Annotated in this window: 25 protein-coding genes and 1 tRNA gene; 3 read left to right on the top strand and 23 right to left on the bottom strand. The window is 45.8% G+C overall.

Going from position 1 to position 25750, the window contains the following annotated elements:
* Window positions 1–20: 20 nt before the first annotated feature.
* The 10 genes from HY200_09930 to HY200_09975 all read right to left on the bottom strand — a co-directional run bounded on the left by HY200_09930 (window position 21) and on the right by HY200_09975 (window position 12628).
* Entirely contained in the window at window positions 21–281 is a 261-nt protein-coding gene (locus HY200_09930; GenBank protein MBI3595264.1) for a DUF503 domain-containing protein, read from the bottom strand.
* Between the two features lie 20 nt (window positions 282–301).
* Entirely contained in the window at window positions 302–2845 is a 2544-nt protein-coding gene (gene infB, locus HY200_09935) for a translation initiation factor IF-2 (GenBank protein ID MBI3595265.1), read from the bottom strand.
* Window positions 2846–2885: 40 nt separating this feature from the next.
* On the bottom strand, window positions 2886–4205 hold the full coding sequence (gene nusA, locus HY200_09940) for a transcription termination/antitermination protein NusA (GenBank protein ID MBI3595266.1): 1320 nt from the start codon (window positions 4203–4205) through the stop codon (window positions 2886–2888).
* Between the two features lie 49 nt (window positions 4206–4254).
* Entirely contained in the window at window positions 4255–4725 is a 471-nt protein-coding gene (locus tag HY200_09945) for a ribosome maturation factor RimP (protein ID MBI3595267.1), read from the bottom strand.
* A gap of 284 nt (window positions 4726–5009) precedes the next feature.
* Window positions 5010–5855: a D-amino-acid transaminase gene (gene dat / locus HY200_09950; GenBank protein ID MBI3595268.1), complete on the bottom strand. Its 846-nt coding sequence runs from the start codon at window positions 5853–5855 to the stop codon at window positions 5010–5012.
* A 21-nt stretch (window positions 5856–5876) separates the two neighbouring features.
* Complete coding sequence (locus HY200_09955; protein MBI3595269.1) at window positions 5877–8024, bottom strand: bifunctional (p)ppGpp synthetase/guanosine-3',5'-bis(diphosphate) 3'-pyrophosphohydrolase; 2148 nt, start codon at window positions 8022–8024, stop codon at window positions 5877–5879.
* A 100-nt stretch (window positions 8025–8124) separates the two neighbouring features.
* The gene (locus HY200_09960; protein MBI3595270.1) at window positions 8125–10200 is read right to left on the bottom strand and encodes a hybrid sensor histidine kinase/response regulator; all 2076 of its coding nucleotides are present in this window, start codon (window positions 10198–10200) and stop codon (window positions 8125–8127) included.
* Between the two features lie 154 nt (window positions 10201–10354).
* On the bottom strand, window positions 10355–12025 hold the full coding sequence (gene ilvD, locus HY200_09965; GenBank protein MBI3595271.1) for a dihydroxy-acid dehydratase: 1671 nt from the start codon (window positions 12023–12025) through the stop codon (window positions 10355–10357).
* A 15-nt stretch (window positions 12026–12040) separates the two neighbouring features.
* The gene (locus HY200_09970; GenBank protein MBI3595272.1) at window positions 12041–12373 is read right to left on the bottom strand and encodes a glutaredoxin; all 333 of its coding nucleotides are present in this window, start codon (window positions 12371–12373) and stop codon (window positions 12041–12043) included.
* Window positions 12374–12415: 42 nt separating this feature from the next.
* On the bottom strand, window positions 12416–12628 hold the full coding sequence (locus HY200_09975) for a BolA family transcriptional regulator (GenBank protein MBI3595273.1): 213 nt from the start codon (window positions 12626–12628) through the stop codon (window positions 12416–12418).
* Between the two features lie 453 nt (window positions 12629–13081).
* Between HY200_09975 and HY200_09980 the strand changes: the two genes are divergently transcribed.
* Window positions 13082–13813, top strand: a complete 732-nt coding sequence (locus HY200_09980; GenBank protein MBI3595274.1) for a hypothetical protein — start codon at window positions 13082–13084, stop codon at window positions 13811–13813.
* Window positions 13814–13821: 8 nt separating this feature from the next.
* Here HY200_09980 and HY200_09985 read toward each other — a convergent pair whose 3' ends face one another.
* From HY200_09985 to HY200_10000, 4 genes are all read right to left on the bottom strand, one after another.
* Entirely contained in the window at window positions 13822–14466 is a 645-nt protein-coding gene (locus HY200_09985) for a carboxypeptidase-like regulatory domain-containing protein (GenBank protein MBI3595275.1), read from the bottom strand.
* 138 nt (window positions 14467–14604) lie between these two features.
* Window positions 14605–16260, bottom strand: coding sequence for a FecR domain-containing protein (locus HY200_09990; protein MBI3595276.1), 1656 nt, complete (start codon window positions 16258–16260; stop codon window positions 14605–14607).
* A 128-nt stretch (window positions 16261–16388) separates the two neighbouring features.
* A tRNA-Arg gene (locus HY200_09995) sits at window positions 16389–16462 on the bottom strand.
* Window positions 16463–16674: 212 nt separating this feature from the next.
* Window positions 16675–17868 (bottom strand): MFS transporter, encoded by a 1194-nt coding sequence (locus HY200_10000; GenBank protein ID MBI3595277.1) that lies wholly within the window; start codon window positions 17866–17868, stop codon window positions 16675–16677.
* Window positions 17869–18020: 152 nt separating this feature from the next.
* Between HY200_10000 and HY200_10005 the strand changes: the two genes are divergently transcribed.
* Window positions 18021–18872, top strand: coding sequence for a radical SAM protein (locus HY200_10005; protein ID MBI3595278.1), 852 nt, complete (start codon window positions 18021–18023; stop codon window positions 18870–18872).
* Window positions 18873–18893: 21 nt separating this feature from the next.
* Window positions 18894–19325: a DUF1841 family protein gene (locus HY200_10010; protein ID MBI3595279.1), complete on the top strand. Its 432-nt coding sequence runs from the start codon at window positions 18894–18896 to the stop codon at window positions 19323–19325.
* Between the two features lie 8 nt (window positions 19326–19333).
* Here the strand turns inward: HY200_10010 and HY200_10015 are convergent, their stop codons facing one another.
* From HY200_10015 to HY200_10055, 9 genes are all read right to left on the bottom strand, one after another.
* Complete coding sequence (locus HY200_10015) at window positions 19334–19528, bottom strand: zinc ribbon domain-containing protein (GenBank protein ID MBI3595280.1); 195 nt, start codon at window positions 19526–19528, stop codon at window positions 19334–19336.
* Between the two features lie 74 nt (window positions 19529–19602).
* Entirely contained in the window at window positions 19603–19863 is a 261-nt protein-coding gene (locus HY200_10020) for a pyruvate ferredoxin oxidoreductase (protein ID MBI3595281.1), read from the bottom strand.
* A gap of 46 nt (window positions 19864–19909) precedes the next feature.
* Window positions 19910–20611, bottom strand: coding sequence for a 2-oxoacid:acceptor oxidoreductase family protein (locus HY200_10025; protein ID MBI3595282.1), 702 nt, complete (start codon window positions 20609–20611; stop codon window positions 19910–19912).
* A 42-nt stretch (window positions 20612–20653) separates the two neighbouring features.
* Window positions 20654–21526: a ferredoxin oxidoreductase gene (locus tag HY200_10030; protein MBI3595283.1), complete on the bottom strand. Its 873-nt coding sequence runs from the start codon at window positions 21524–21526 to the stop codon at window positions 20654–20656.
* A gap of 54 nt (window positions 21527–21580) precedes the next feature.
* Window positions 21581–22735, bottom strand: a complete 1155-nt coding sequence (locus HY200_10035; GenBank protein ID MBI3595284.1) for a ferredoxin oxidoreductase — start codon at window positions 22733–22735, stop codon at window positions 21581–21583.
* A gap of 265 nt (window positions 22736–23000) precedes the next feature.
* Entirely contained in the window at window positions 23001–23285 is a 285-nt protein-coding gene (locus HY200_10040) for a hypothetical protein (GenBank protein ID MBI3595285.1), read from the bottom strand.
* Window positions 23286–23484: 199 nt separating this feature from the next.
* Window positions 23485–24273, bottom strand: a complete 789-nt coding sequence (gene panB, locus HY200_10045) for a 3-methyl-2-oxobutanoate hydroxymethyltransferase (protein MBI3595286.1) — start codon at window positions 24271–24273, stop codon at window positions 23485–23487.
* Window positions 24260–25135 (bottom strand): bifunctional methylenetetrahydrofolate dehydrogenase/methenyltetrahydrofolate cyclohydrolase FolD, encoded by an 876-nt coding sequence (gene folD, locus HY200_10050; GenBank protein ID MBI3595287.1) that lies wholly within the window; start codon window positions 25133–25135, stop codon window positions 24260–24262. The genes panB and folD overlap by 14 nt, the downstream gene beginning before the upstream one ends.
* Window positions 25136–25139: 4 nt before the next feature.
* Window positions 25140–25727, bottom strand: coding sequence for a 5-formyltetrahydrofolate cyclo-ligase (locus HY200_10055; GenBank protein ID MBI3595288.1), 588 nt, complete (start codon window positions 25725–25727; stop codon window positions 25140–25142).
* Window positions 25728–25750: the final 23 nt, after the last annotated feature.

Consider the following 25750-nt stretch of genomic DNA (forward strand, 5'->3'; position numbering starts at 1 on the left):
TATGCGACCTTCGATTCCCGCTATAAAATTTCGATCTGATAGTCGATCAGATGGATGAAGGGATTCGACCGGACAAAATTCAAAACCTTATCGAGAACCTGATTCACAAATTTCTTATCGTTGGCAATCGTAACAATTCCAATCAAGGCTCTTTGCCAAAGCTCTTGATCTCCGATCTCTGCAACAGCCACATTAAATCTGTTTTTTGTCTTTTCAATCAAACTTTTGATGACCTGCCTCTTGTCTTTGAGCGACTGGCTTCCGGGCACCTGAAGGCTCACACTCAATATTCCGACAATCATTATAGAAGCTTGCCAGCAATCTTATCAATCGTATAGGCTTCGATAATATCGCCTATTTTCAAATCATTGTAGTTTTCTATGCCGATTCCGCACTCATAACCTGTTTGCACATCCTTGACATCGTCTTTAAACCGCCTCAATGATCCCAGTTTCCCGTCATAAATTACGACGCCATCCCGGATCAATCGAACTCCAATCGCGGATCGGGCGATCACCCCTTCGATCACATAACATCCACCAATGACGCCAATTTTAGGAACCGAAAAAGTCTGGCGGACTTCAGCCTTTCCAAGTGATCTCTCCTTGAGAGTTGGTTCAAGCAACCCTTCCATTGCCGCCTTCACATCGGCAACCGCATTATAAATAATATTATAAAATCGAATATCCACCTTTTCTTTTTCGGCAAGCTGATTGCCTTTGGTGTCGGCCGTTACGTTAAATCCTATAATCAGGGCATTGCTGGCGGAAGCAAGCAAGACATCGCTTTCCGTAATTCCTCCTACTCCGCTGTGAATTACGACGATCTTGACCGCGGGCGTCGTTAATTTATTTAAGGATTCTCTCAACGCTTCGACTGATCCCTGAACGTCCCCTTTGAGGACCAGCCTCAATTCCTTGACGTCCCCCTCTTTGATCTGGTTGAAAAGATCGTCCAGCGTCACCTTTCGAGCCTGGCCCATTTCGGATACACGCAATTTCAAAGCCCGGCTTGACGCGATTTCACGGGCCATCTTTTCTTCTTTGACAATGACAAAGGAATCGCCTGCGGACGGAACCCCTTCAAGACCAATGACCTCCACCGGAGACGAAGGACCGGATTCCTTCACATTTTGACCCCGGTCGTTAATCAAGGCCCGGATTTTTCCGGCATAGCTCCCCGTCACAAAAACATCGCCAATCTGAATTTTACCCTCAGAAATAAGAACCGTAGCCACTGGCCCTCTTCCCTTGTCCAGCTTCGCTTCTATAATCGTTCCCCGGCCCAATTTATTCGGATCCGCCTTTAATTCCAAGACTTCGGCCTGGAGCAGAATCATTTCAAGTAGTGTATCCAATCCGATCTTCTTTTTCGCCGAAACTTCTACAAAGATGGTTTGTCCCCCCCAGGCTTCAGAAATCAGCTGGAATTCCGAAAGAGAATTTCTGATTTTTTCCACATTTGCCTCAGGTTTGTCGATCTTGTTGATCGCCACGATTATGGGTACACCGGCAGCCTGGGCATGATTGATAGCCTCTACAGTTTGTGGCATAACGCCATCGTCTGCTGCGACAACCAGGACCACAATATCGGTCACTTTTGCCCCTCTTGCCCGCATGGCCGTAAACGCTTCATGTCCCGGAGTATCCAGAAAACAGATCTTCTTTTCACCCACTTCCACAACATAAGCCCCGATATGCTGGGTGATTCCGCCGGCTTCTCCTTCTGTCACCTTCGTTTCACGGATGGCATCCAGCAAAGAGGTTTTGCCGTGATCGACATGCCCCATGATGGTCACCACCGGCGGACGTGGCTGAAGACTTTCTGCGGAGTCTTGTTGTCGTTCGAGCTTTTCTTCTTCAGTCTTTTCGAGAACAACTTCTATCTTGATTCCCAGGCCTTCCGCAATCAAAGATGCCGCATCCAGATTCATCGGCTGGTTCAATGTGGCCATGGCTCCCATCTCCATCAGTTTGGCAATGACAGTTGTCCCCTTGACGCCGGTTAATTCAGCAAATTCTTTGACGGTGGTCCCTTCGGTCAGCTTAATCACCTTTTTCCTGGGCTTGGTAATGTCGATGACAGCTGCCGGTTGAGCAAATTTTTTCCCGGCTTTTCCACGATCATCCCTTTTATGAATTGGCTTGAAGTCCTGCCAGTCTCTGGTTTCTGAAGGAATTTGCAATACGGCATCATCTTTCTCCCATTTGTTCTTTTTGACCTTTTTGAACTTGTCCTTTGCCTTCGACAGATTTTCCTGTTGAAGGAGAAGTTCTTCCTCCGCGGTCCTCTTTTTAGCTTTCTCTTCAGGTTTCGCGGCAATCCCGGCGGCAGAGACTACGGCCGGTTTGGTCAAAGAGGTCGGTTCATCCTTTTTATCTTTGACCGGGGCGGCCACGCCACCCGATGTCTCCGAAGCCGTTTTCCCGGAAATGGACGTTTCAGCCTGAACACCCTCTTTATGCAGTTCCAACCCGGAACTGATCTCAGCAAGGCTCGGGTCTCTTTCAGTATGAAGTGCTACGAGTTCAGGGTCTGCTGGAGGTCCTTCGACTTTGAGCTTTTTTTTCAAAAGCATACGCGGTTTTTTTTCTGCAGGTTTTTCTTCAGGAACTGCTTTTGAAGCAGATGTCGTTTTAGGTTTTTCTTTCCGGAGCAGGCCGGATGGAAGGTCCTTTTTTGCCGGAGGCTCCTTTTTACCGCTGACCTTGTTTGAAATCAGTCGTACATCGGCATCGTCGACAGCACTCATATGGTTTGAAACCTCAATTCCCAGTTCATTCACCACAACGAGGAGTTCTTTGCTTCCCAATCCCAGTTTCTTAGCCAATTCAAAAATTCTCATGCTTTCATGTTCCGAGATTTCATGGAGTTGCCTTTTCTTTTTACGATTTCAACAAATCGTTCGCAGATTCAATTAATTTCCGTGCAGTTTTTTCGCCAATTAGTGGTATCGCGCTGAGTTGAGCTTCATTCGCCGCGGCAATTTTCTCTAGCGTATCAAATCCAAATTCCTTCAAACTCTCTTCGAGTTTTTCGCCGACTCCAGGAAGATCGGATACTTTCGGTAAATTATGATGAGAAAGGGACTGTTGTTCCTTCAGTTCCTGCGCTTTTTGTTCCTGGGCAAAAGCGAGCGATATTTCCTTTTCGCGCTCTTTTGACCGCTCCTTTTCATATTCACTTTCATTGATAATATCCACTTTCCAATCGGTCAGCCTGGAGGCCAGTCTGACATTCTGGCCTTTCTTTCCAATCGCCAGAGATAGCTGAGCATCGGCCACCACCACCACAGCCGATCTCTCTTTTTCATTAATACCGACTTTTTCTACAATCGCCGGGCTTAAAGCTTCTCCGATAAACGTTCTCGGATCTTCCGTCCAGGTGATAATATCGATTTTCTCTCCCCTGAGCTCTCTGACAACCGACTGCACGCGCGAGCCCTTGACTCCAACGCAAGCTCCCACCGGATCCACCGTCGGCTCTTTGGAATTAACGGCAATTTTTGTCCGGTCACCTGCTTCCCGAACAACTCCCTTGACTTCGACAACTCCTTCTGAAATCTCCGGAACCTCCATTTCAAACAGTTTCTTTACAAATTCCGGTGAGCTTCTGGACAGGATCACCTGCGGCCCTTTAGAAGAACTCTTCACTTCGAGAAGTATGGCCCTGATTCTGTCTCCTCTGTGAAAGTTTTCTCTGGGAATCTGCTCCTGAGCCGGCAACAGAGCTTCCGTCTTTCCTATTTCAACGATGTAATTACGCCTCTCCTGCCCTAAAATGGTTCCCGTAACGATATCTCCCGTCCGACCCCCATATTCCTTCTGCACGGCGTCCCACTCTGCTTCCCGGACTTTCTGGAAAATGACCTGTTTCGCGGCCTGCGCGGCAATTCGCCCAAAATCTTCCATTTCAAGCAGGAATCCGATCTCATCTCCAAACTCGGCGTTTTCGTCAACTTTTTTCGCTTCTTCCAGCGAAATTTCGATTTTGGGATTGGTGACTTCATCGACAATTTTCTTGAGCGACACCATTTCAATTTCGCCCGTCTCCGGATCCAGCTTTACCTGAACATTCTCAGACGAACCATATTTCTTTTTTGCCGCAGAAAGGAGCGCGGATTCAACCGCTTTTACGATGCGTTCAGAAGGAATTCCCTTGTCTCGCTCAATCTGTCCAATGACAGACAATAATTCTCGATTCATTTTAATTTATTCCTTACTTTAATTTTTTCTCTCACATGATACCTTATTTTTACCACTCTACTTCCAGGTTGGATTCCAAAATGTTATCAAAGGATATGATCAGGTCATCCGACTTCTTTTTCTGCTCGACCAAAAAGTGTATATTCCCATTTTCTTCAACAGAAATCAACCTTCCGATAAAGACCTTTTGTAGTCCGATCGGCTCTTTCGTTTTAACGTGCACTAACTTCCCGATCACCCTTTTAAAATCTTCAATTTTTCTTAACGGACGATCGAGACCGGGAGAGGAGACTTCAAGCGTATACTGATGATCGATAAAATCGTAAACATCAAGAAGGGGGCTGATGTTCCTGCTCGCTTTTTCACAATCTTCAAGCTTTACGCCCTCGGCCTTGTCGATGGTCACCTTGAGCACCCCTTTTCGGGCATTTCCCGCATATTCAAGATCAAACAATTCTAAGTTGAGAGAATTCAAAATTGAAAGTATTGCCTCTTTAATTCGGGGGAGTTGGTCATCCATAATAAGAACCCCAAGAAGGTATTTTCTAGCCTTTGAGAAGGGCCCAGGTTCCTCCGAGCCGGCTATGGAAGAGTATTGTCAATGGAACCATTCGCAAGCAGGTTGTGCGGGAAAGGACCCCCTTCAAAGTTTTACGTTGATAAACAAAAAAAGCGGGCAAAGTTCAAGCCCACTTTCAGAGAAAATCAATCCTAAACGTCAGATTTATATCATAGGTTGACTTGCATTGCAAGGTCTATTTTGAGCTCGCCCGGGGCCTCAGAATAACTTCGACAGACCCGTCTTCAGGCGATTTTCGTGTAGATCTGAAATTCCTTGATCAATCTTTTTGTCATCAACCCGGGCAAGCCATTCCCGATTTGACGTCCGTCAATCCGAACTACCGGAACAATTTCAACGGTTGTCCCGCTTAAAAAGACCTCGTCCGCATCATATATTTCCTTCTCCGAAATCATCTCTTCCTGAACCGTAATCTTCAAGTCACGTGCAATCTTTAAAACCAAATCCCTTGTCACGCCAGGCAAAATGTCATGGTTGAGCGGCGGCGTCAATACACGCGCCTGCTTGACCAGAAAAAAATTGCTGATGGAACCTTCGGTCACCTTACCATTCCGTATCATCACAGCTTCATAGACACCCTCCCGCCTGGCTTTTTGCTGAGCCAGGACATTTGCCAGAAGGTTGGTGGATTTAATATCGCACCTGCCCCAACGAATGTCCGGAATAGATATGATTTCGACGCCCTTTTCTTTTAATTCAGTTGGGAAAGGGCGGAGTTCCAGGACCGTAATCAAGAAAGTCGGTATGAGACCGGACGGATAAACATGGCCTCTCTCCGATGTCCCGCGCGTCAATTGGAGATAGATTTTGGCTTCCGCGTATTCCGATTTCAGATAAGCCTCTCCAACTTTATCTCTGAGTTTCCGCTGAGAATAGGGTATGGGAATTTCCAGCTTGTCAGCGCTGCTCTCAAATCGTTTAAGATGCATATCCAAATGAAAGAGTTTGCCTCGATAAGACCGGATGACTTCGTAAACGCTGTCGCCAAACTGGAAACCCCTGTCATTGATCGAAACCTTCGCGTCTTCCAATTTCAAATACTGATTATTCAGAAAATAGATATCCGCCAATTGGAATCCTTTCTATAGCGACTAGCCCCTGACGCGCCTTACCTGCACGACGCCGTCCACTTTTTCAATATTTTTAAATACGCGGTCAAGATGCTGAATATTCTTGATATCGATAATAAAAATGAGACTCGCTTTTTTGCTTTCGGAAGTCGTGATTTCCGCGTGGCTGATATTCGATTCAGCCGACGCGATCGCCTGCGATACCGCAGCCAGTATGCCCTGCCGGTCAACCGATAAAACAGAAATCTTGACCGGATAAGTGGAATCCTTTTGCGTTTCCCAGTCCACATCGACAATTCTTTCCCGATCATAATCGAGCTCATCAATATTGGGACATTCGACGGAATGAATCGACAATCCTCTTCCCCGTGTAATAAATCCAAGTATGGGATCTCCCGGAACAGGGTTGCAGCATTTTGAAATATGAATCAAGATATCATTCATCCCTGTGACCTTGACCCCTTCCTTTTCAATGCCAAACTTTTTGACCAGTTTTTCTTTAAAACCTTCCTTAAGCGAATCATCCGGCAGAACTTTTTGAATGACCTGATGAGGAGATATTTTCCCATATCCCAGCGCGACCCAAAGTTCTTCAAGAGACAACACGCCGAGCTCTTTCAATATCCCCTGAAACTGATCCGTTTTAAGCGTGGCAGAAGGACTTAAATGATTTCTCCGAAGTTCCTTTTCGAGGAGCTTCTTCCCGATATCCAGGCTGCGCCTTCTCTCTTCAATCGAGATCCAGTGTTTCACCCTGGTTTTGGCTCGGGGAGATTTAACCCATTTTAGCCAGTCTTTATTCGGAAACTGGGTGGGAGAAGTGGTGACCTGAACCATATCTCCATTTCTTAACTCATAACGGAGGGGAACAATTTTACCGTTCACCTTGGCCCCTGTACAATGATCGCCTATCTCCGTATGGATATTGTAGGCAAAATCAATTGGCGTGGATCCTTTGACCAGTTCTTTGACATCCCCTTTGGGTGTGAAAACATAAACCACTTCAGAAAAGAGATCCAGTTTAACTGAATTCATAAACTGGCGGTTGTCCGATAGATCTCTTTGCCATTCCACCAATTGTCTTAGCCAGGCAAATGTGGCGTCGCTTTTCTCTTCAAAACTTCCTTTCTCCTTGTATTTCCAATGCGCCGCAATCCCCTCTTCGGCGATCTGATGCATCTCTTTGGTCCGGATCTGGAATTCAACCCGTTCTCCCCTTGGCCCGATCACCGTCGTATGGAGGGATTGATAGAGATTGGATTTGGGAACGCCGATATAATCTTTGAATCGCCCCGGGACGGGCTTCCAAAGAGAATGGATCAAACCGAGAATAGCGTAACAATTGAACTTGGTATCGGTGATGATGCGGATCGCGGCAAGATCGAAAACCTCCTCGAAAGATATCCCGTTTTTTTCAATTTTCTGATAGATGCTGAAAATATGTTTTGAGCGTCCAAATACCTCTGCAGTGAAATGATTTTCTTTCAAATTTTGGTGGATGATATCGGTGACTTCCCTGATATACCCTTCGCGGTCCTCCTTTTTTTTAGCGATCTTTTTAACCAGTCCAAAATAAATGTCCGGCTTTAAATACCGGAGGCAGAGATCCTCCAGTTCCGCCTTGATCCAACCGATTCCAAGCCGGTTTGCCAGAGGCGCGTAAATTTCCAGTGTTTCTCTGGCGATCCGGATTTGTTTGTCTTCGGGAAGGTGTTCAAGCGTTCTCATATTGTGAAGGCGATCAGCCAATTTAATCAGGATAACCCGGATATCTTTGGACATTGACAAAAGCATTTTACGGAAATTTTCAGCCTGCTTTTCTTCATCGCTTGTAAAATTAATTTTTCCGATCTTCGTCACCCCTTCAACGAGATACGCAACGGTCGGACCAAATTCGAGAGCAACCTCTTCCTGAGTCAGTGAAGTGTCTTCAACGGTGTCATGAAGCAATCCCGCGACAATAGAATAGAGATCCAGTCTCAGTTGGGTCAATATTTGAGCCACTTCCAGGGGATGCTGAACATAGGGAATTCCAGATCGACGAATTTGACCCTGGTGGGCTCCGACCGACTTTTCAAACGCTTTACGGATCAGGGCTGTTTCTGCGGAAGGATTATATTCAGAAACTTTTTCGATAATATCTTCGATTCGGAGGGTCGATTTAAGCATGTCCGCACATTCGCAATTCGATGGGTTAAAGAGGTTTTCCGGAGTTAAATTATAACATCAATGGAAGGCAAAGGCTATTGTGGAGTATGACTCTACTCAGTCAAATCTTTGGATTGGGGAGCGATTGTATTCCGGACACACTCTGTTCGCGGAATGTCTTGAATTGTGATATGGCTTCTTCGATCCGCGACATTCCGCTCAGAACGCTTTCCGGGGTAGACCCTTGCGCGCTTAGATCATGAAGTATTCCAGAAATGAGTAAAAACAGGGCGCCCATCTTCTTCGACTGAATGTTTTCTTTTTCAAGTTCGACAAGTCTGAAAAGGGATCTGACCCGGGCCTGAAGCTCTTCGGCATAGAAGGGTTTAGACAGGTAATCGGTTACACCCTGCTCAATCGCCTTCATTTTAAATGAGATTTCCGATTTTGCAGTCAAGAGAATGACCGGAATGTGCCGGGTTTCTTCGTTTGCTCTTATCTCCTGACAAAGTTGATAGCCATCCTTATGCGGCATCATCAGATCTGAAATCACGAGATCAGGGAGATGTTTCTTAATTTGTTCCAACCCCTCGATACCATCCTGAGCCGTAAGAACCCGGTATTCTTTTTGAAGCATCAATCGAATATATTCTCTCATCTGAGCATGTTCTTCCACGATCAAAATCTGATACTTAAAACGACTCTCGTGACTTCGCACTTCGATGATTTCTTCCGGACAAGTCAAATCAAGCGATTCGTAAAGGGCCGAGAGAGAAAGGCTCTTTGTGAGGTCTTCACTCCTTCTCCTCGATTTCGTCTGTACCTCCCTGAATCTTTTTTCAACGGCATCTTCCCGCCCGGGAAGTTCTTCCATCAGGGGGAGAGTAAATCGAAAGGTTGAGCCTTCTCCCAGATGACTTTCCACCCCGATACGCCCGCCGTGAAGCTCGACAAATTCTTTGCAAAGTGTCAGTCCGAGACCCGTCCCCTGGTATTTCCGGCTCGACGAGCTGTCTACCTGGACAAATCGTTTGAATATTTTTTCAAAGGCCCCGTGAGGAATTCCAATTCCAGTATCTTTGACGCTCACCTCCAGAAATTCCCCTTTGACTTCCATATTGACTTCGATGATTCCGTCTGAATCGGTGAATTTCAGGGCATTTGAGATCAAATTGATCAAGGTCCTCTCTACTTTTTCCCTGTCAAAATAAAATTCGGGTATTCGTGTCCTGGTTAAGAAGGACAGCTTGATATTTTTTTTGTCGGCAATAAGGGACAGGGACGAAATGATTCCCTGGACAATCAGTTTGAGATCCTGCTTTTTGCGATAGAGCTCCATTTTTCCGGCATCCGATTTTGCCAGATCGAGGAGCCCGTTGATCAGATTAAGCAAGCGCAATGCATTGGTTCTGACGGTCGACATATTTTTATGAAGTTCGGGCGAGAGCTTCCCATATTCCTGATTTAATGCCATTTCAAGTGGAAGGAGGATCAACGTCAACGGAGTTCGAATTTCATGATTCACATTCGTGAAGAAATCAGTCTTGATCTGGTCCGCCTCCTTCAAATCCCGATAAGCTTTTTCGATCTCATTTTTTGCCGATTCCATCTCCTTTCGCGATTGATTGAGGTCAAATTTCGCCCGGAATTCCTTAAATCTCAGCTGTTCATGAAAATAGCTGGCCACGGAGGCAATTAATACAGCCGACACCATCAACAATTGATCCTGAAAAAATATCATTGGAATGTCACCTTTCAGTCCGGACACTTCCGCACCCAGGATGACAAGGTAGATCGAGACATAAGTTCCCAACGATCTTTTCAGGTTCCAGGGCATCATAAGGCAAAAAGCCATCAGAATCAGGTAAAATCCCGAATCAATTGATTTTAATCCTTTCTCGTGCGAGAGGAAATAACTGGCGATCATCACAGCCGGCAAAAGCGAGGAAAAATATCCCAGACGGAAAATATTCTTCCGGACAAAGGGTTCGTATTTGAAAGAGGCAAAAAGAGCGAAAGCGAGTAAAAGACCGATCCCGAATCGCAGGACATATAACGCGGAATGAACCGGATTGGCGAGATAATCAACGGTCGCAATAAGCGGGAGAATAATCATCCCAAGCACCCAGAAAGACTTCACCCTGGCGAAGGTTAAGTCTTTGATGTACGTTTCATAAATTTCTGAAAGTATTTCCATTCGAAAAGAGCGTAAACCTGTTTGAAAGTGCTGTCGTGGTTGGGTTCCATTAAAGAATAGCAGAAACCATTGTTAAGTCAAACGAATAGAACTTCTAATGAATGGGCCGGTATTGACACGATTTCGGAAGATTCGACTCGATAGGAAAACGGGATTAACCGGTTGTTGCACCGGTCGAAGCAGAAGAGACGAGTCTCGCAAATTTAGCCATGACACCGCTTTGGTATTTGGGTGCAGGGGGCAACCAGGATTTTAACCGATCCTTCAGCTCAGCAGCAGAAAGCTCAACATTCAATTCCCTTTTTTCCATGTCGAAGACAACCATGTCTCCGTTTCTTATCACTGCGATAGGACCTCCTTTTGCGGCCTCGGGGGCAACATGCCCGACCATCAATCCGCGCGTTGCACCCGAAAATCGTCCGTCGGTCAACAACGCGACGGAATCACCCAGTCCCGCTCCCATCAAAGCGCTCGTTACTCCTAACATTTCACGCATTCCCGGGCCACCTACAGGTCCTTCATAGCGAATGGCCACCACATCACCGGATTTGATCTCACCCTTCTGGACAGCATGAAAAGCATCTTCCTCCCGGTCAAATACCTTGACCATGCCACGATGGTATAGCCTTTCATGTCCCGCCAATTTGACAACAGAACCCTCCGGAGAGAGATTTCCTTTTAAAATAACAAGTCCCCCGCTCTTTTTAATCGGACTCGATAAAGGATGAACGACTTTTTGTCCCGGCGTTTCCTTCGCCAAACGGACTTCTTCACCAATTGTCTTCCCCGTTACAGTAAGTTCGTTGGGGTGCAGAAAACCTCCTTCCAGGAGCCTCTTGCCTACCAAAGGAATCCCTCCTGCATGATAAAGGTCATTTGCCACATAGTGACCTCCGGGCTTCAAATCCACCAAAAGTGGCGTCCGAGAGCTGATGTCCTGAAAGTCATCGATTACAAGTGGAAGATTCGCTTCTTTTGCCAGGGCAAGAAGATGGAGAACACCGTTGGTCGAACCTCCTGTCGTGGCAATGGATGAAATCGCGTTTTCTATCGACCGGCGCGTAATAATCTGGTCAGGACGTATCCCCTTTCTGACCAGCGCCATCACGGTTATCCCCGCCTGATAGGCCACTTCGTCTTTTTTCGGATCCATCGCAGGAACACTACCACTCCCTGACGGGGAGATTCCCATAATCTCCATTGCCGTTGCCATAGTATTGGCAGTAAATTGGCCCCCACATGCGCCTGCCCCCGGACACGCTGATTCTTCTATCGCCTTTAACTCTTTTTCACTGATTTTTCCTGTTCCAAATGCCCCTACCGCTTCAAAGACATCCTGAATTGTAATATCCCTTCCCTGATAGGACCCCGGCATAATCGATCCGCCGTAGAGCATGAGAGAAGGGACATTGAGTCGGATCAAAGCCATGACCGTGCCGGGAATCGTTTTATCACATCCGGAGAGGGCCACTACACCGTCAAACATATTACCTCTTCCAACCAGCTCAATCGAATCCGCAATGACCTCGCGGCTGATCAACGAAGTCTTCATTCCCTCGGTTCCCATAGTTATACCGTCTGAAATAGTCACGGTATTGAATTCCATCGGGGTTCCTCCAGCGGCTCGAATCCCTTCCTTCACCTTTTCAGCAAGGCGCCTGAGGTGGAAGTTGCACGGGCCCACTTCCGTCCAGGTATTGGCAATTCCAATAATCGGCCGCTCCAAGTCCTTGTCAGTAAAACCGACCGACCTGAACATCGCTCTGGCCGGAGCGCGATCTGAACCTGCGACGAGAGTCCGGCTCTTCTGATTGTCTTGACTCATTGTCTATTCACCCCGTTATGAAATATTCTTTCCAAATGCTTTATCAAGAAGAGGCTTGACTTCTCCTTTTCTCTCCATCTCATCCAGGATGTCCGTGTCCCCGTAGAATTCTCCGTTGATAAACACTTTAGGAAGCGTGGGCCAGTTTGTCATTTTAGAAAGTTCGGATCTCTTGTCAGGGCTATTTAATACGTCGATGACCTCAAAAGGGTAGTTGTATTTGCTGAAAAACTGGATAGTCTCCAGCGTAAAACCACAACGAGGCATCCCCTTTGTCCCTTTGCCGTAAATCAAGATTTTATTTTGCGTGATCTCATTTTTGATCTCTTCTTGAATGTTCTTTTCCATTTTTGGCAGACTCCTTTTGCGATTAAATTTTCGGATTTATACTCAGGGTAACTTTCGTCCGGCTTCTTCCGGTGTGGATGATTTGATTTCTAGTGCATGTATTCTTCCATCTTGCATCGGCTCGTCCAGCGTGTGATAGACGAATCTTTGTCTGTCTAACAGATTTTTTCCGTCAAAAGCATTGGAAACAATTGAAATCCGGAAATGGTCCATGGTTCCAGTCCGGTCAACGATTTCGACAACCGCGTCCGGCATCGCTTTCTGAATATAGCCTAGAATCGCTTCCTTACTGATCAAGGTTCTTCCTCGTGGATTTCCGGGTTTTGGAAAGGATATGCAAATTCTTGTTATTATACTTGAAACGTTGTTCCTAGTTCAATTTCTAAAATGGCTGGCAATTCAGGAATCCCCTTGCAGACCTCACGTTGAACGGAAAGCACATTCCTTATTTGGAAAAAATTTTCAATAAGGAATAAATAAAAAAATAACAGAGAACAAAAACAATGATTGACAAAATCAATGGTCGCTGCAAAAGCCACTTCCCCATATTGCCCCCCGACATTCTAATTTTTTATTGCTCAAAATGAAATGTTGACTTGACAAAATGTATAAATAATCTAAACTTTATACTAAAGCAAACTTGGTGAAACAACTGGATCAAATTATTACAACAATGTTACGACTTTCATTAACAGGCTTGGAGTGAACATGTACGGCACGAGACAAATAAAAGGTTTCTTCATAACCGGCATCCTGATTTCATTGTTCCCGCTTTTTTCACCTTCTTTTCTCCTTGCCTACGAAGTAATCCCGGTCGTGGAAGGAGGAACGCTGGAAGGAACCATAAAATTTAAAGGGGAACCCCCTTCCAATCAATCGCATCTGGTCGTAAATAATCCCGATTTTTGCGGTGCTTCTGTCCAGGATGAAACCTATCACGTTAATGCGTCGAACCATGGCGTAAAAAATGTGGTGGTGAGTATCGAAGGGATACAAAAGGGCAAAAAAGAGTTGGTTTCTACCGTCATGATCGAAAATAAAAAATGCCATTTTAATCCTCACGTCATGGCAGGAATGATCGGGGACAATTATGAAATAAAAAACACGGATCCCGTTCTCCACAACACCCATCTTTACATGGAAGAGACTTCCATTCTCAACGTCGCAATGCCCTCCGGAGGGCGAAACATTAAAAGGTCAATTGGTCAGACCGGTGTCATTAAAGTTAAGTGCGACGCGCATAAATTCATGCTCGGATGGATCTACGTCTCTGATTCACCCTATATGGCGATTTCTGATGTTGAAGGTAACTACAAGATTTCGGATATTCCAGAGGGAAAATATAAGATCAGAATTTGGCATGAAGGATTCTCTTCTAAAGAGAGGGAAGTCATAATCCTCAAAGGGAAAAGAACAGAGTTATCCATCGACATGAACTGACGCATTTGTCATTCGTCAGTTTTTTCAACTGTCAGTGACACACCGCTATTCTTACCAGGAACAATTTCAATCTCCCTTTCAACCGGCTTCAACGATTTGTGCCGAACTTTCAGAATGTATCGCCCCGGCTTTATGTCAGTCAACCGAAATGTTCCATTCCTGTCGGTTAAGGTATGAGTGGGGGTGTCAGTGACATAGATAACACCTTGCATAAAAGGATGAATCGCGCATTTTACCCTGATCACACCGGGCTCACCGAATTTTTTTCTCAATACGTTTGAGTTTTTAGGTAGGGCAGCATCAAAAATCAACCGTTCTTTATTGAGAAATTGCAACGAATGAAAGATCGGGTCTGAGTTCCGAATGCTCATGATCTGATTCACCTTTATCCGTATGACTGCAGGTTCAATTCGACATTTGACATTATTGATAATCACGGAATCTGTCTCCCCTCCTGAAGAGGCCTCCTCAAGCCTGCTTTTCAGACTGACAAAGACATTGTTTACACCATGATTCTCTGGATTAACCATAAAATCTTCCAGTTGAACCTGATTGCCGCAGATTTCAGGATTAAGGGTAATAATTTCATTTTTTATCTTGGGAGAAACACCTGAAAAGTGGATGTTCCCGGTCAATTCACCATTTCCTTCCATTGCAAAAAGGTCCTGACCGGCCGGAAGTGAAATAAAAGAAATTAAAACAAAAAAAGAAACAATAACCTTCGAAGCAATCCAATTCATGTTTGAAATTTTAGAACATTATCTGCGCTTCGTCAAAACAATTTTATAGTTTTATTTAATTTCCCTCTCCTTGACAGGCCGGGGCGGTTTCCGATAAAGCGATTTTACCTCTGGCGGCTTTCCCCTGCGTTCATTTCTCTGTTCGAAATGCTTAAAAGGAGGAGGTGGGGGACGGCGGGGAGCTTGAAGTGGTTCCTCGAGCTCCTTTATGGGGGTTCTTACAACCAGATCCTTATGAAGCCTTTCCCTCCTGGGTTCAAATGTTGGTTTTGGAGACCGGTTTTCTTCTCTTTTGAACGGCAAAGAATCGGGAGAATCTCCCTTTTCGATCGTTTCCTTAAGATCCCTGATTCTATTTTCAAATCGCTGCGGAGGATTCAAAATCGGATGATCGTAAGTCACCGGACGGTGCACAATTCGCGAAGGGGGAAGGGGACTTCTCAGCCTCTCTTCAGGTTTTGGTCTTAAACTTAATTCGGTGGGAATGATCGGTAGTTGCCCTGAAATTAATCGCCCCTCCTTTATCGGATCCCGGGGAGGCGAAAATCGCTTTGGTATTGGCGTTCCCGAAACAAACGTATTTCGGGGAAGGATGGTGGTTGCCCCCGGAGTGCGGTAATTGATGAGGTCACGATTGACCGATCTCCCCCGCCCAGACCGGTTATCATGAAGTTCTCCCGGTGCGAGCGGAATCCACCCGACCCAATCGGATCCACGTATGAATCTGACATGACCCGGGGACCAGGCTTCACGTCGATGCCCTGGAACCCAGATCCACCGGCCAGAATTGTTAATCCAACGGCCATAATGGAAAGGGACCCAGCCCCAGGGTTCATAGGAAACCCACGTCCAACCCCAGGGCTCGATCCAGACCCATCTTCCGTTTCGATAAGGAATCCAGCCCCCAGGAACCTGGGGCGCCCAGACCCATCCATAGGAAGTGTCCTGAATCCAAATTCCGTATTGATCCAACTCCGAGACCCCCATCCGATATTCCGGAGGAAGATATTTCGGGCTCACCGACGAGAGAATCTGCCGGTCCCGATGACGATTCCATTCGTCCCACTCATCCGATTGATTCAAAGATTCAAGCGAATATCGGGGGTTTTCGTCGCTATCGATGACAATTCTCTGACCTTTTGTAATCCAGACCGGTTCAGCATCTGTACTCAGTCTGATCTTTCCGTCCTGCACAGTTATTTCGGTTGACCCGTCCTCTCTCACTTCCAGCCTGAAAATTGCTCTTTGTTCAACAATGATTGCGGCCTCGGGAGTGTCGATTTCCATGGCTGCACCGGACTCACTCATCGAAGGAGCCAGTCGGGTCATGACTGTGGCCAAACCAGCGGTTAATTGAATCTGCGTCATATCCTGTTCCAGATTTAGAAAAGCGATTTGGGTGTTTTCCGCTATCCGTATTATCGAACCATTGTCAATTTCGATTTCAGCTCTCGCCCCGTCAGAGGTCCCGATTTTATCATGCGGCCGAAGAGGCATGTTGACGGATGTGGAAATCCAATTGTCATCATCTCCCCTTTGAAAAAGAAGCTCTCCGGAGATATAACTGATCCGGGCAAGCCGGACGACATCGTCAGAACCTGACAATAATTCTTCAGCGGCACGCGTTGTCACCGGCAGGAATACCAGGATTCCCAGAATGATGAGAAATTTTGATCCGATTGATTTAAAACGACCACTTTGGATCATGGTTCTTCTCCACATGGATGCCGATTTCACGGGATTCTACTATTTTAAAACCAAAATGATTTAAAAAGTTCTGCGATAAGAAAATGGAAAGAATAATACGAAAGAAAGAAGATAAGAGTTCCAAAAAATGCGCCTGGAGGGAATCGAACCCCCGACCTACAGATTCGGAATCTGGCACTCTATCCAACTGAGCTACAGGCGCGTAAACACTTTCAAGAAAAAAATAAATTCATGGAAAAAAAATAGCGACATTACTAATTCATAAAGTGAGGATCTGGCTTCGCCAGTCCAAACGCGGGGTTCGGGGGCAGTGAGTACAGGGACGAAGGCCCCCGAATAATATAGCTTAGCAGTCATTTTGACTCGCTCCACCTGTACCGCCGTCGAACAAAGATGACACTATTATAAGTGAAATTACCTGTGATCAACAAGTCCCGGTTTTTCTTTTCCACTGACATTAAGAAATAAGACTGCCATGCCAATTGCAACCAACATAAAAATTCCCGCACCGACATAGGGATATTCCATTCCATATCGGTCATAGACATACCCCCCGAACATCGGTCCCAAAATACGGGCCAGGCTTCCCATCGCCTGAGATACACCCATCACCGTTCCAACCTGATGAGGATCGCTGTACTGGGAAATCAGGCTGTTTAAAGAGGGATTATTGATGCCGACACCAAACCCCAGCAGAACTAACACACCAACCAGAAGATAAAAATGGGGGACGAAAGGAATTAAAACCAGTCCAAAAAGCATTAAAATTGTTCCGGCCACCAAGAGCTTCTTTTCGCCAAACTTTTTGGCAAGCCTGCCAATCAAGCCCCCTTGCATGACGGCCATCAGGATTCCAAGAAACCCGAAAATATAACCGGTCTCGACAGACCCAAACTGATATTTTTTTTCCGCAAAAAGTGCAAACGTCGCCTCAAGATTTGAAAAAGCGAAGGTAATTAAAAACGTCAAAATGACGAGGATGCTCAACAAATGAATTGAAAAGGTCCCCTTTATTCCCTGGAGTGTCAGCGATCTGCTTTCTCTGGCGAGAATGCGATCAGGTTTACGCGACTCTGGGAGATTGACCAGGGCTGAAAAAAAATTGACACCACAGATGACTGAAGCTAGATAGGCGGGGATTCGATATCCGTAATGACTGAAATAGCCTCCGAAAAGCGGACCCAGGACAAATCCAAGCCCAAACGCCGCCCCGATCAGACCCATTCCTTTAGCCCGGTTTTCTGCATTGGTCGAATCTGAAATATAGGCCTGGCTGGTTGAAATGTTGGCTCCAAAGACTCCGGCAAAACATCTCGAAATAAATAATACTGCCAGGGAATCGGCCAGACCAAAAATCAAATACGAAATCGTGGATCCCAGAAGGCTCATCAGAATGATCGGCCTCCTCCCTACCCGGTCAGAAACTCTTCCCCAGATCGGCGCGAAGATTAGTTGCATGAGTGAGTATGATGACATTAGAAGTCCCACCGCAAGGGCCGTTGCACCGTATTTCTCCGCATAAAAAGGGGTAATTGGAATCACAATGCCGAAACCGAGAAGGTCCACAAAAACAGTGACAAAGATGATGATAAGCGGAGATTTTTTCATGGGTCAAATTGAAATGAATGGAATCGGAAAATTTCCGTCACAGGGCTAAGAATTCTGTTGCAACAAACTTTTAAATATATGTCAATTGCCTTCCAGAGTAAAGTTTTTTCTATCAACTTGATCTTGTTGATACTCTCCTTTATGATGAACGAATGGAATTGTCCTCTCATAGCCGATTGTATTTAAGTAACCGCTTTGTCTATCCTGTTCTCTCCCGAAGATCAAAAGGAATTTCCATTGGCATTAATTTGAATCCCGATAAGATCTGCAATTTCGATTGCATTTATTGCCAAGTCGACCGCCGTACTCCCGATGAAGGAAGCCAGACGGTCAATATTGGTTCGGTTCTTAGTGAACTAAGGAACCTTTTGATCTCATTTAAGGATGAATCGATCTATTTAACTCCGCCATTTATAGAGATTCCGAGAGAACGAGTCAATTTAAAAGACATTGCTTATTCAGGCGATGGCGAGCCCTCATTGTTTCCCGGGATATTCAACCTGACCCGAGAGGTCATCTCTCTAAAAAACTCTCTTGGATTTCCCAACGTGAAGCTTATCATGATTACCAATGCCAGCGGCATTTCGAGGCCCGAAACCTTGAAAGCCATTGGTCTTCTCGATGCCGATCAGGGCACGCTTTGGGCAAAACTCGATGCCGGCACGGAGGCTTATTTTCATCAGGTTTGCCGGACCGGCTTTTCGTTCCAAAAAATTCTTGATAACATTCTTCTTATCTCACAAAAAAGGTCCATTGTCATACAAAGCTGTTTCATGAAAATAAATCGTGAAGTTCCTTCAAAACTGGAGATAGAATCCTATTCTCGAAGGCTCATTGATTTTGTCAATGCGGGCGGAAGATTTGATTTGATTCAGGTCTATACGGTCGCCAGAAAACCGACTGAATCGTATGTTCAACCTCTCGAAAATAGCGAGCTCGATGAGATCGCTGAAATAGTCAGAAATAAGAGTGGCCTTGCCGTAGAAACTTATTACCATTCTTAATTCATTCCCGGAGAAAACAAAATGAGCGTATTTAGCAAAGAATATCAACATAAATTCATTCGTGTCGCCGAAAAACTGAAAAAAGGAACTCCTGTTCAGGAAAGCGAAGAGGCTCTTATTGCAGAAATCATGTCCCAGCACCCGGAATTCATTCCGATCTGGGAATTGGGTGATTTGTCCGCATCTCCACAGGAAATTAATGGAGAAATCGTGAACCCCTTTGTTCATACCGCGCTCCATCTGGTCATGGAAAAGCAGATTGAAATTAACAAACCTGAGGAAGTCGTTGAGGTCGTGAATACCTTTCTGAAGAACGGAATCGACCGGCACAAAGTGATCCATCAAGTCGGGGGGATCTATGCGGAAATCTATTTTTCAAGTTTAAGAAGAGGTCAGATGTTTGAAGAATTCAGCTATATTGAAATAATCAAAGAAATGGCAAAGGGAGAGTGACCTTGAATCTATTCGACCTGTCCAGGACGGAGGGGTTCATGACACCTCTCGCAGAATTCTTCTTTGGCCATATTTTCATGAAAACATTCAGGGCAGAAAAGATGTTTTTCCCAAAGGTAAGAAGGAAATTCCGTTAAACATTTTTCACAGAAACTGGACTGATTTGAATTTGGCGTATCGCACTGTGGGCAGTAAAGGATCATAAACGACAGCCTTTATGAAATAAAAAATCCCGCCTTAGCGGGATTTTCTTCATCTTCAAACGATTTCGTCTGCTTTACTTGGGTATTCCTGCTTTCGACATTTCAAATGGATGTTTGACCTGATCAGCTGCAACCATCTTGATGGCGTGATGTTTGGCCAGCGTGTCGCATATTCCGACACAGATCTCGCATCCCTTGCAACGGTCAATCGCCACGAAAGCGGTTTTTCTCACAGTATCATACAGAATTGTATTGGCTTCCGGACAATATTGAGTACAGAGACGGCAACTTGTTTCCGAACAAATAGATTCATCGATTTCAGCTACTACATACATTGAATTTCCTTTTTGCTATATCAAAAATAAGATAAATTAATAATTTTTACGCCATCACCTGTTCTTTTGAACCTTTTACGGCCTGCCAGCCTTTTTCAATGGCATAGTTATGGGCAAAGGTAATCGCATCCATATTTTTTTGAATGAGCTGGGCCTTTTTGGCAAACTTCTTTTCAATCACATTGTCCAGTGAAGCTGTACCGCCAGATACCACAAACCCTTTCCCAATAAACCTCTCCTTTACCGACTGTTCCAGTGAAGTGAGATCCGGCATTCCCATTATACCAGCCATTGCCCCGCACATCGCCATATTCGTTGCCAATTCGGTTCCGGCGACTTCCACGGCGATTCGAGTTGCCGGAATATAATAGACTCTTGCGTTCTTTTCTCTCAATTCTCTCTCTTCGTCTTCGATCAAATTAAGAGGCGTTTCATTGTTGATCAAAACGATTCCGCCATTTTTAAGACCTGAATAAAAGGGCATGGTATACGATTTTCCATGCGTAATCACCTGGGAATGAAAGATCATTAACGCATTCGGGAAAATAATCTCTCCAATTTCATAGATCTTATCCTCCGCAATACGGACATAACTTTCAACAGGCGCCATCCGCTTTTCTGATCCAAAAAACGGGACAAGCGTGCTTTCTCCCTTGCTGATAATCACAGCATTGCTCAGAATATGAGAAGCAGTAACGACTCCCTGCCCTCCGATTCCAGCCATTCGAATATTATATCTCTTTTTCATCGATATATCCCTTCACTTGAAATTCTCAATTTTTAATCCCTGTCAGGAAGCGGGGACCGCTTTTTTGCTATCTTTCTCGACTCGCGCCAAATACTCCTTCGCTTCATCGGAAATAATTTCCATAAATCCATAACGCTCCTTTTCAACGGCGCGCGCGTCATCCATCACTTTGGGAGTTGGAATCGCATATTCAATGTTGCACGAAGTATAGGCCTGAACGTAGGTTGGACCGATCTCCCTGGCTATCAAGACCGCTTTGCGTATGGTATTGGCGACCCGGGTCGGATTGGTTGGTGCAATTCTCGCAATGTAGGGAAGACCGGCCGTCTTCGCCAATCCAATGACGTCCATTTTTTCAAATTTCTTGCCAAGCGGAGCCATCTTCAATACCATTCCCTTGGTTGTCATGCCGGACTCTTGTCCGCCTGTGTTACCATAAACTTCGTTATCCAGCAAAATCGTGGTAAATTTTTCTTTTCTAAACCAGGAATGCATCAGAGCGGAAAATCCGATGTCCACAAGTCCTCCATCTCCCGCCATGACAACCACGTCTTTGGGCTGATCAGGGTGGCGGATAGAAAGCCCTCTCTTGAGACCTGAAGCCACTGCGTTCGTGTCCCCATAGTTTCCATAAATAAAAGGGATATTGGCCTGTGACAATGCCAGACGCCCGCATCCCGCCGTGCCGACAATGATCGTATGTTCAGGAGCCGGAAGTCCCACCATGGTCAACCGGATAAAAAGAGTCATGGCACATCCGGCACACATCGGATGTTCTTCCAGAATTTCTTTAAAAGATCCCATTTCTGAAACCTTCACCTGTCTTCCGTAAGGTCCCCGTTCAACGAGATCGACATATTCCTTTGGCATGAAATGCGAAAACCCGTCGGATATCTTGATCGTATTCAGTGACATATTTTCTTCTCCCAGTTTGAATCCAGGTTATCTAATTTAAGTCGCGACTGCTCTTTAAAACTTTTTTCCTTTTGTCGGAAAGATATAGTCAAGAATCATTTCGGTCGGCATCGACATGCCTCCGAATACTCTCGGACCATCCATGATTTCGGCGTTGCTATGCCCATACAGGGTCGCCTTCACCTCTTTATTATGCCAGCCGACATAGTTAAATTCAGGAACAATGATCTTTTTCGCATGTTTACAGGCATTGATGACTTCCAGTCTTGGATACGGACGAAGCGATTTAACTTTTACAAGACCAATCATCACGCCCTTGTCTTCTTCTGCCTGCCGCACCGCTTCCCTTGCCTGGGAAACCGCACTTCCACTCGCTACGAGCATGATCTCGGCACCCGGATTCACGACTTCTATTGCGCCTCCCAGATAATGATCCACATGGCGGCGGGCTCTCTCATGCGCCGCGAATACTTCCTGCTGCCAGGAAGCATGCATGTGATAACTGATGAAATTGGACTTTTGAATCGGAGCATCTCTTGAAATACGGGCCGGAGGATTTTCATTGTCCATGCAGGGGGTCGCTGCCATGTAAGGATCTCTAGGAGGAAGTTTGATATCTTTGGGCGGAAGGTCGACATAACCACGCGCATGGGTTACAAAAAATCCATCGACGGCGACCACCACCGGCAGATTGACTTCCACTTTTTCAGAAATCACAAAGGCCTTCATCGTGTAGTCAAAGAAATCCTGCTGGTTTTCAGCATGAAAAAGAATATTTCCGGAGTTCAACAAATAGGATAGCTCCACATTGTCGGGCTGAATAGCCAGCGGTGCGTTCACGACACGGCACATCACCAGAAGAACAAGGGGCATGCGTCCTCCGGGCCATGACACGACCGTTTCGAGTCCTCTGAGTAATCCGGGACCCGCAGTCGCGGTCAGCGCCCGAACCCCTGAACGAGAGGCGCCTGAAATCGCTGACATCACGCCAATCTCCTCTTCTCCTCTGTAATAGTCCTTCAGGTATCCTTCCGCATAAAGATACCCCACCTGCTGCATCGTTTCGCTCTGCGGCGTGATCGGATAAGAGATCGCAATGTCCACGTTGCTCCGTCGAATCGCTTCTTTAGCCGCTTCGCTTCCGGTGATAAACACTCTCTCACGTGGCGCTTCAAAAAAAAGGTAATCCGGGGTTACCACTCGCTGCATTGCCGCGTCGCTTAATTTGGGAGCTTCTGCGGTTGCGGTAGAATTTGTTTTAACGTCTGACACTTTTTTCTCCTTTATTCAGAAAAGGTTGCTGAAAAACCGGTTATGATTTCAACGGATTGAATGCACTTTCAGGATAACAAAAATCAGGCTATTCCAAAAATTACACTACTTCTTAAGCTGGTGTCAAGGCCAATTTTAGGCCTTGTTCAGGCTGGTTTACGATACCCGACCCGTGTGCGAGAACCCGGTTTTTACTGTCAAATCAAGGCGTTTCCGAGTAATGCGTTCTTCGACCGCTCATTCCGTCCCCGTAGACCATAAAAACTCTTTTCCCCTGTCTCACGTGGTAGGTCGCCCACGCAGGAGACTTGCCCTCATATTCAGCGAGCGGGTCTTCTCCGCTCGCTTTTAGAAAGTCCGGGTAAGAGAGTCCCGCTTCAAGGACTTCAGCCATTAGGCACTCCGTTGTAAACCCCTTTCCCTTTAAGGCAATATGACTTAATAATTTTTCAATTTCATCAGGATTGTTCATTTCAATCGGGCTGATCTCTTCTTTCAATCTAATCTCCTCTTGGACAGTTTGGTCAAAAAACAACGCACGTCCGCTGCCGAGGACATTCCAACATTTGAAATGTATCGAAGAGGGTGCAATCCCGCAATTCCGAAAACGAAAGAAGCGTACGAAGCAGGTACGTCGACGAGTTTAATGAACGAGAGCGCGGCCTTTGGCATTTTTTACGAATCTGCTAATAACTTTCGTCGGATGAGGGGTATTTCCCACTCTCCACATCTGCTTTAAAGCGGCGAATGGCTTCTCCCGCCTGACCTTTGAGATCCGCGTACTGGCGGACAAATTTTGGAAGAAACTGATCAAAAAGTCCTAATAGATCATATAAAACAAGGACCTGGCCGTCACACTCAACCCCGGCCCCGATTCCAATCGTCGGAATAGATAAACTCTTGGTAATTTTCTTGGCGAGTGCAGCCGGAATCCCCTCAAGGAGCAATCCGAATGCTCCGGCTTCCTGAATCAGGAAAGCATCCGACATGATTTTTTCCGCCTCCTTCGGATCTTTCCCCTGAACCTTATACCCTCCCATTTGATGAATGGACTGGGGAGTTAATCCGAGATGCCCCATCACAGGTATTCCCGCCTCCGAAATGGCTTTAATTTGCCTTTGAACGGCGCTTCCCCCTTCCAGTTTTACCCCTATTGCGTTTCCTTCTTTTAAAAATCGTCCCGCGTTCCTGACCGCGTCGGAAACCGAAGTCTGGTACGAGAGAAATGGCATATCGGCTAATACAACCGCGGTTTTGACCCCTCTCGAAACAATCCGGGTGTGGTAAATCATCTCATCCATGGTTACGGGAAGCGTATTGGCATTTCCTTGTACCACGACGCTTAAGGAATCTCCCACCAGAATCAGATCAATTCCAGATTCATCAACGATTTTGGCAAAAAGAAAGTCATATGCGGTCAGCATCGTGATTTTTTTGCCTTGTTTTTTCTTCTGAAGCAGGTCAGGAATTATCATGATAATCGGATGATCTTAATCTCCTTTGAGTTGAATAAAGCGTGTTCTGCAGGAGCATAGCAATCGTCATGGGCCCCACACCGCCCGGAACCGGCGTAATCATACCCGCCCTCCGCGAGACCCCTTCGAAATCGACATCTCCGACTAATTTTCCGTCTAAAGTACGGTTGATACCTACATCGATAATCGTCGCTCCAGGCTTGATCATTTCTTCCGTGACCATTTTCGATTTACCCACCGCGGCGATCACGATATCCGCCTGCAGAACAATCGAAGAAAGATTTGCGCTTTTGGAATGACAAATGGTAACCGTCGCATTCCTCTGCAACAGCAATAATGCGACCGGTTTCCCCACGAGAATACTTCTTCCGATCACAACTGCATTCGAACCTTCTATCTTCACTTTCATATAATCAAGAAGCTTCATGACACCAAAAGGCGTGCACGGAATAAATCCCGGTGTTCCGATTACCAGTCTGCCGGCATTCATGGGGTGCAGTCCATCCACATCCTTGTCAGGACTTAGCCTGTCGATTATTTTACGTTCGTCTAGATGTCTGGGAAGGGGAAGTTGAACCAGGATTCCATGAATTTTTGGATCCCCATTGAGACGATCAATCAGCTTGAGAAGCTCCTCTTCTTTCGCTTCCGGACCCAACTCGTGGAACTCAGAATACATACCAGCCTCTACTGCCAGTTTTCTCTTGTTTCGAACATAAACCTGGGAAGCCGGATTGTTTCCAACCAGGACCGTTGCAAGACCGGGAACCACCCCTTCGGAGGCCAACTTTTTTACCTGACTGGCAATTTCGTTCCGGATTTCCAGGCCAATGCTTTTTCCATCAATAATCTTCGCGGTCATATATTCACTTTATCCCATCTGGCTCATTCATCACAAGGGTTCGATATTCCGTAATAATCTGGTTCATCCGGACGTCATGGGTCTCAACGGGGATAGACTCCACCAGTTGAAAATCAAATGCCAGTCCCGTTAAAAGTCCTTTTCCCCGTTGAACGAGGAGGCGGTCGTAATATCCCTTTCCGTAGCCAATTCGATTCCCGAAAGGGTCGAACGCGACACCCGGAATAATCCATAAGTCGATTGAAAGGGGACTAACCGGTCTAATAGAGGATCCGAAAGGTTCTTTAATCCCAAGCCTATTTTCATGGAGATCCTTTTTAAAATTATGAATCCCGGAAATTCCAATCTCGCTTCCATCCTCTTTTATAAAGGGAACCGCGACCTCTTTTCCCATTTCAAGCGCCTTCTCGATCATCTCCCAGGTTGCGACCTCTTTTCTGAAACTGATGTAAAAATGTATATTTTTTGCTCTTCTGAATTCTTCACGATTGAACAATCTGGTTTGAATGGCCCGGGAACGAACGCGGCATTCCTCCGAAGAGAGTTCCTGCCGTATTGAAAGAACATGTTTTCGTATTCCTTCCTTATTCATCCAGCCTAATCAAAATGGAAAGT

The organism is Nitrospirota bacterium, from assembly GCA_016194305.1.
GTDB lineage: Bacteria > Nitrospirota > Nitrospiria > JACQBW01 > JACQBW01 > JACQBW01.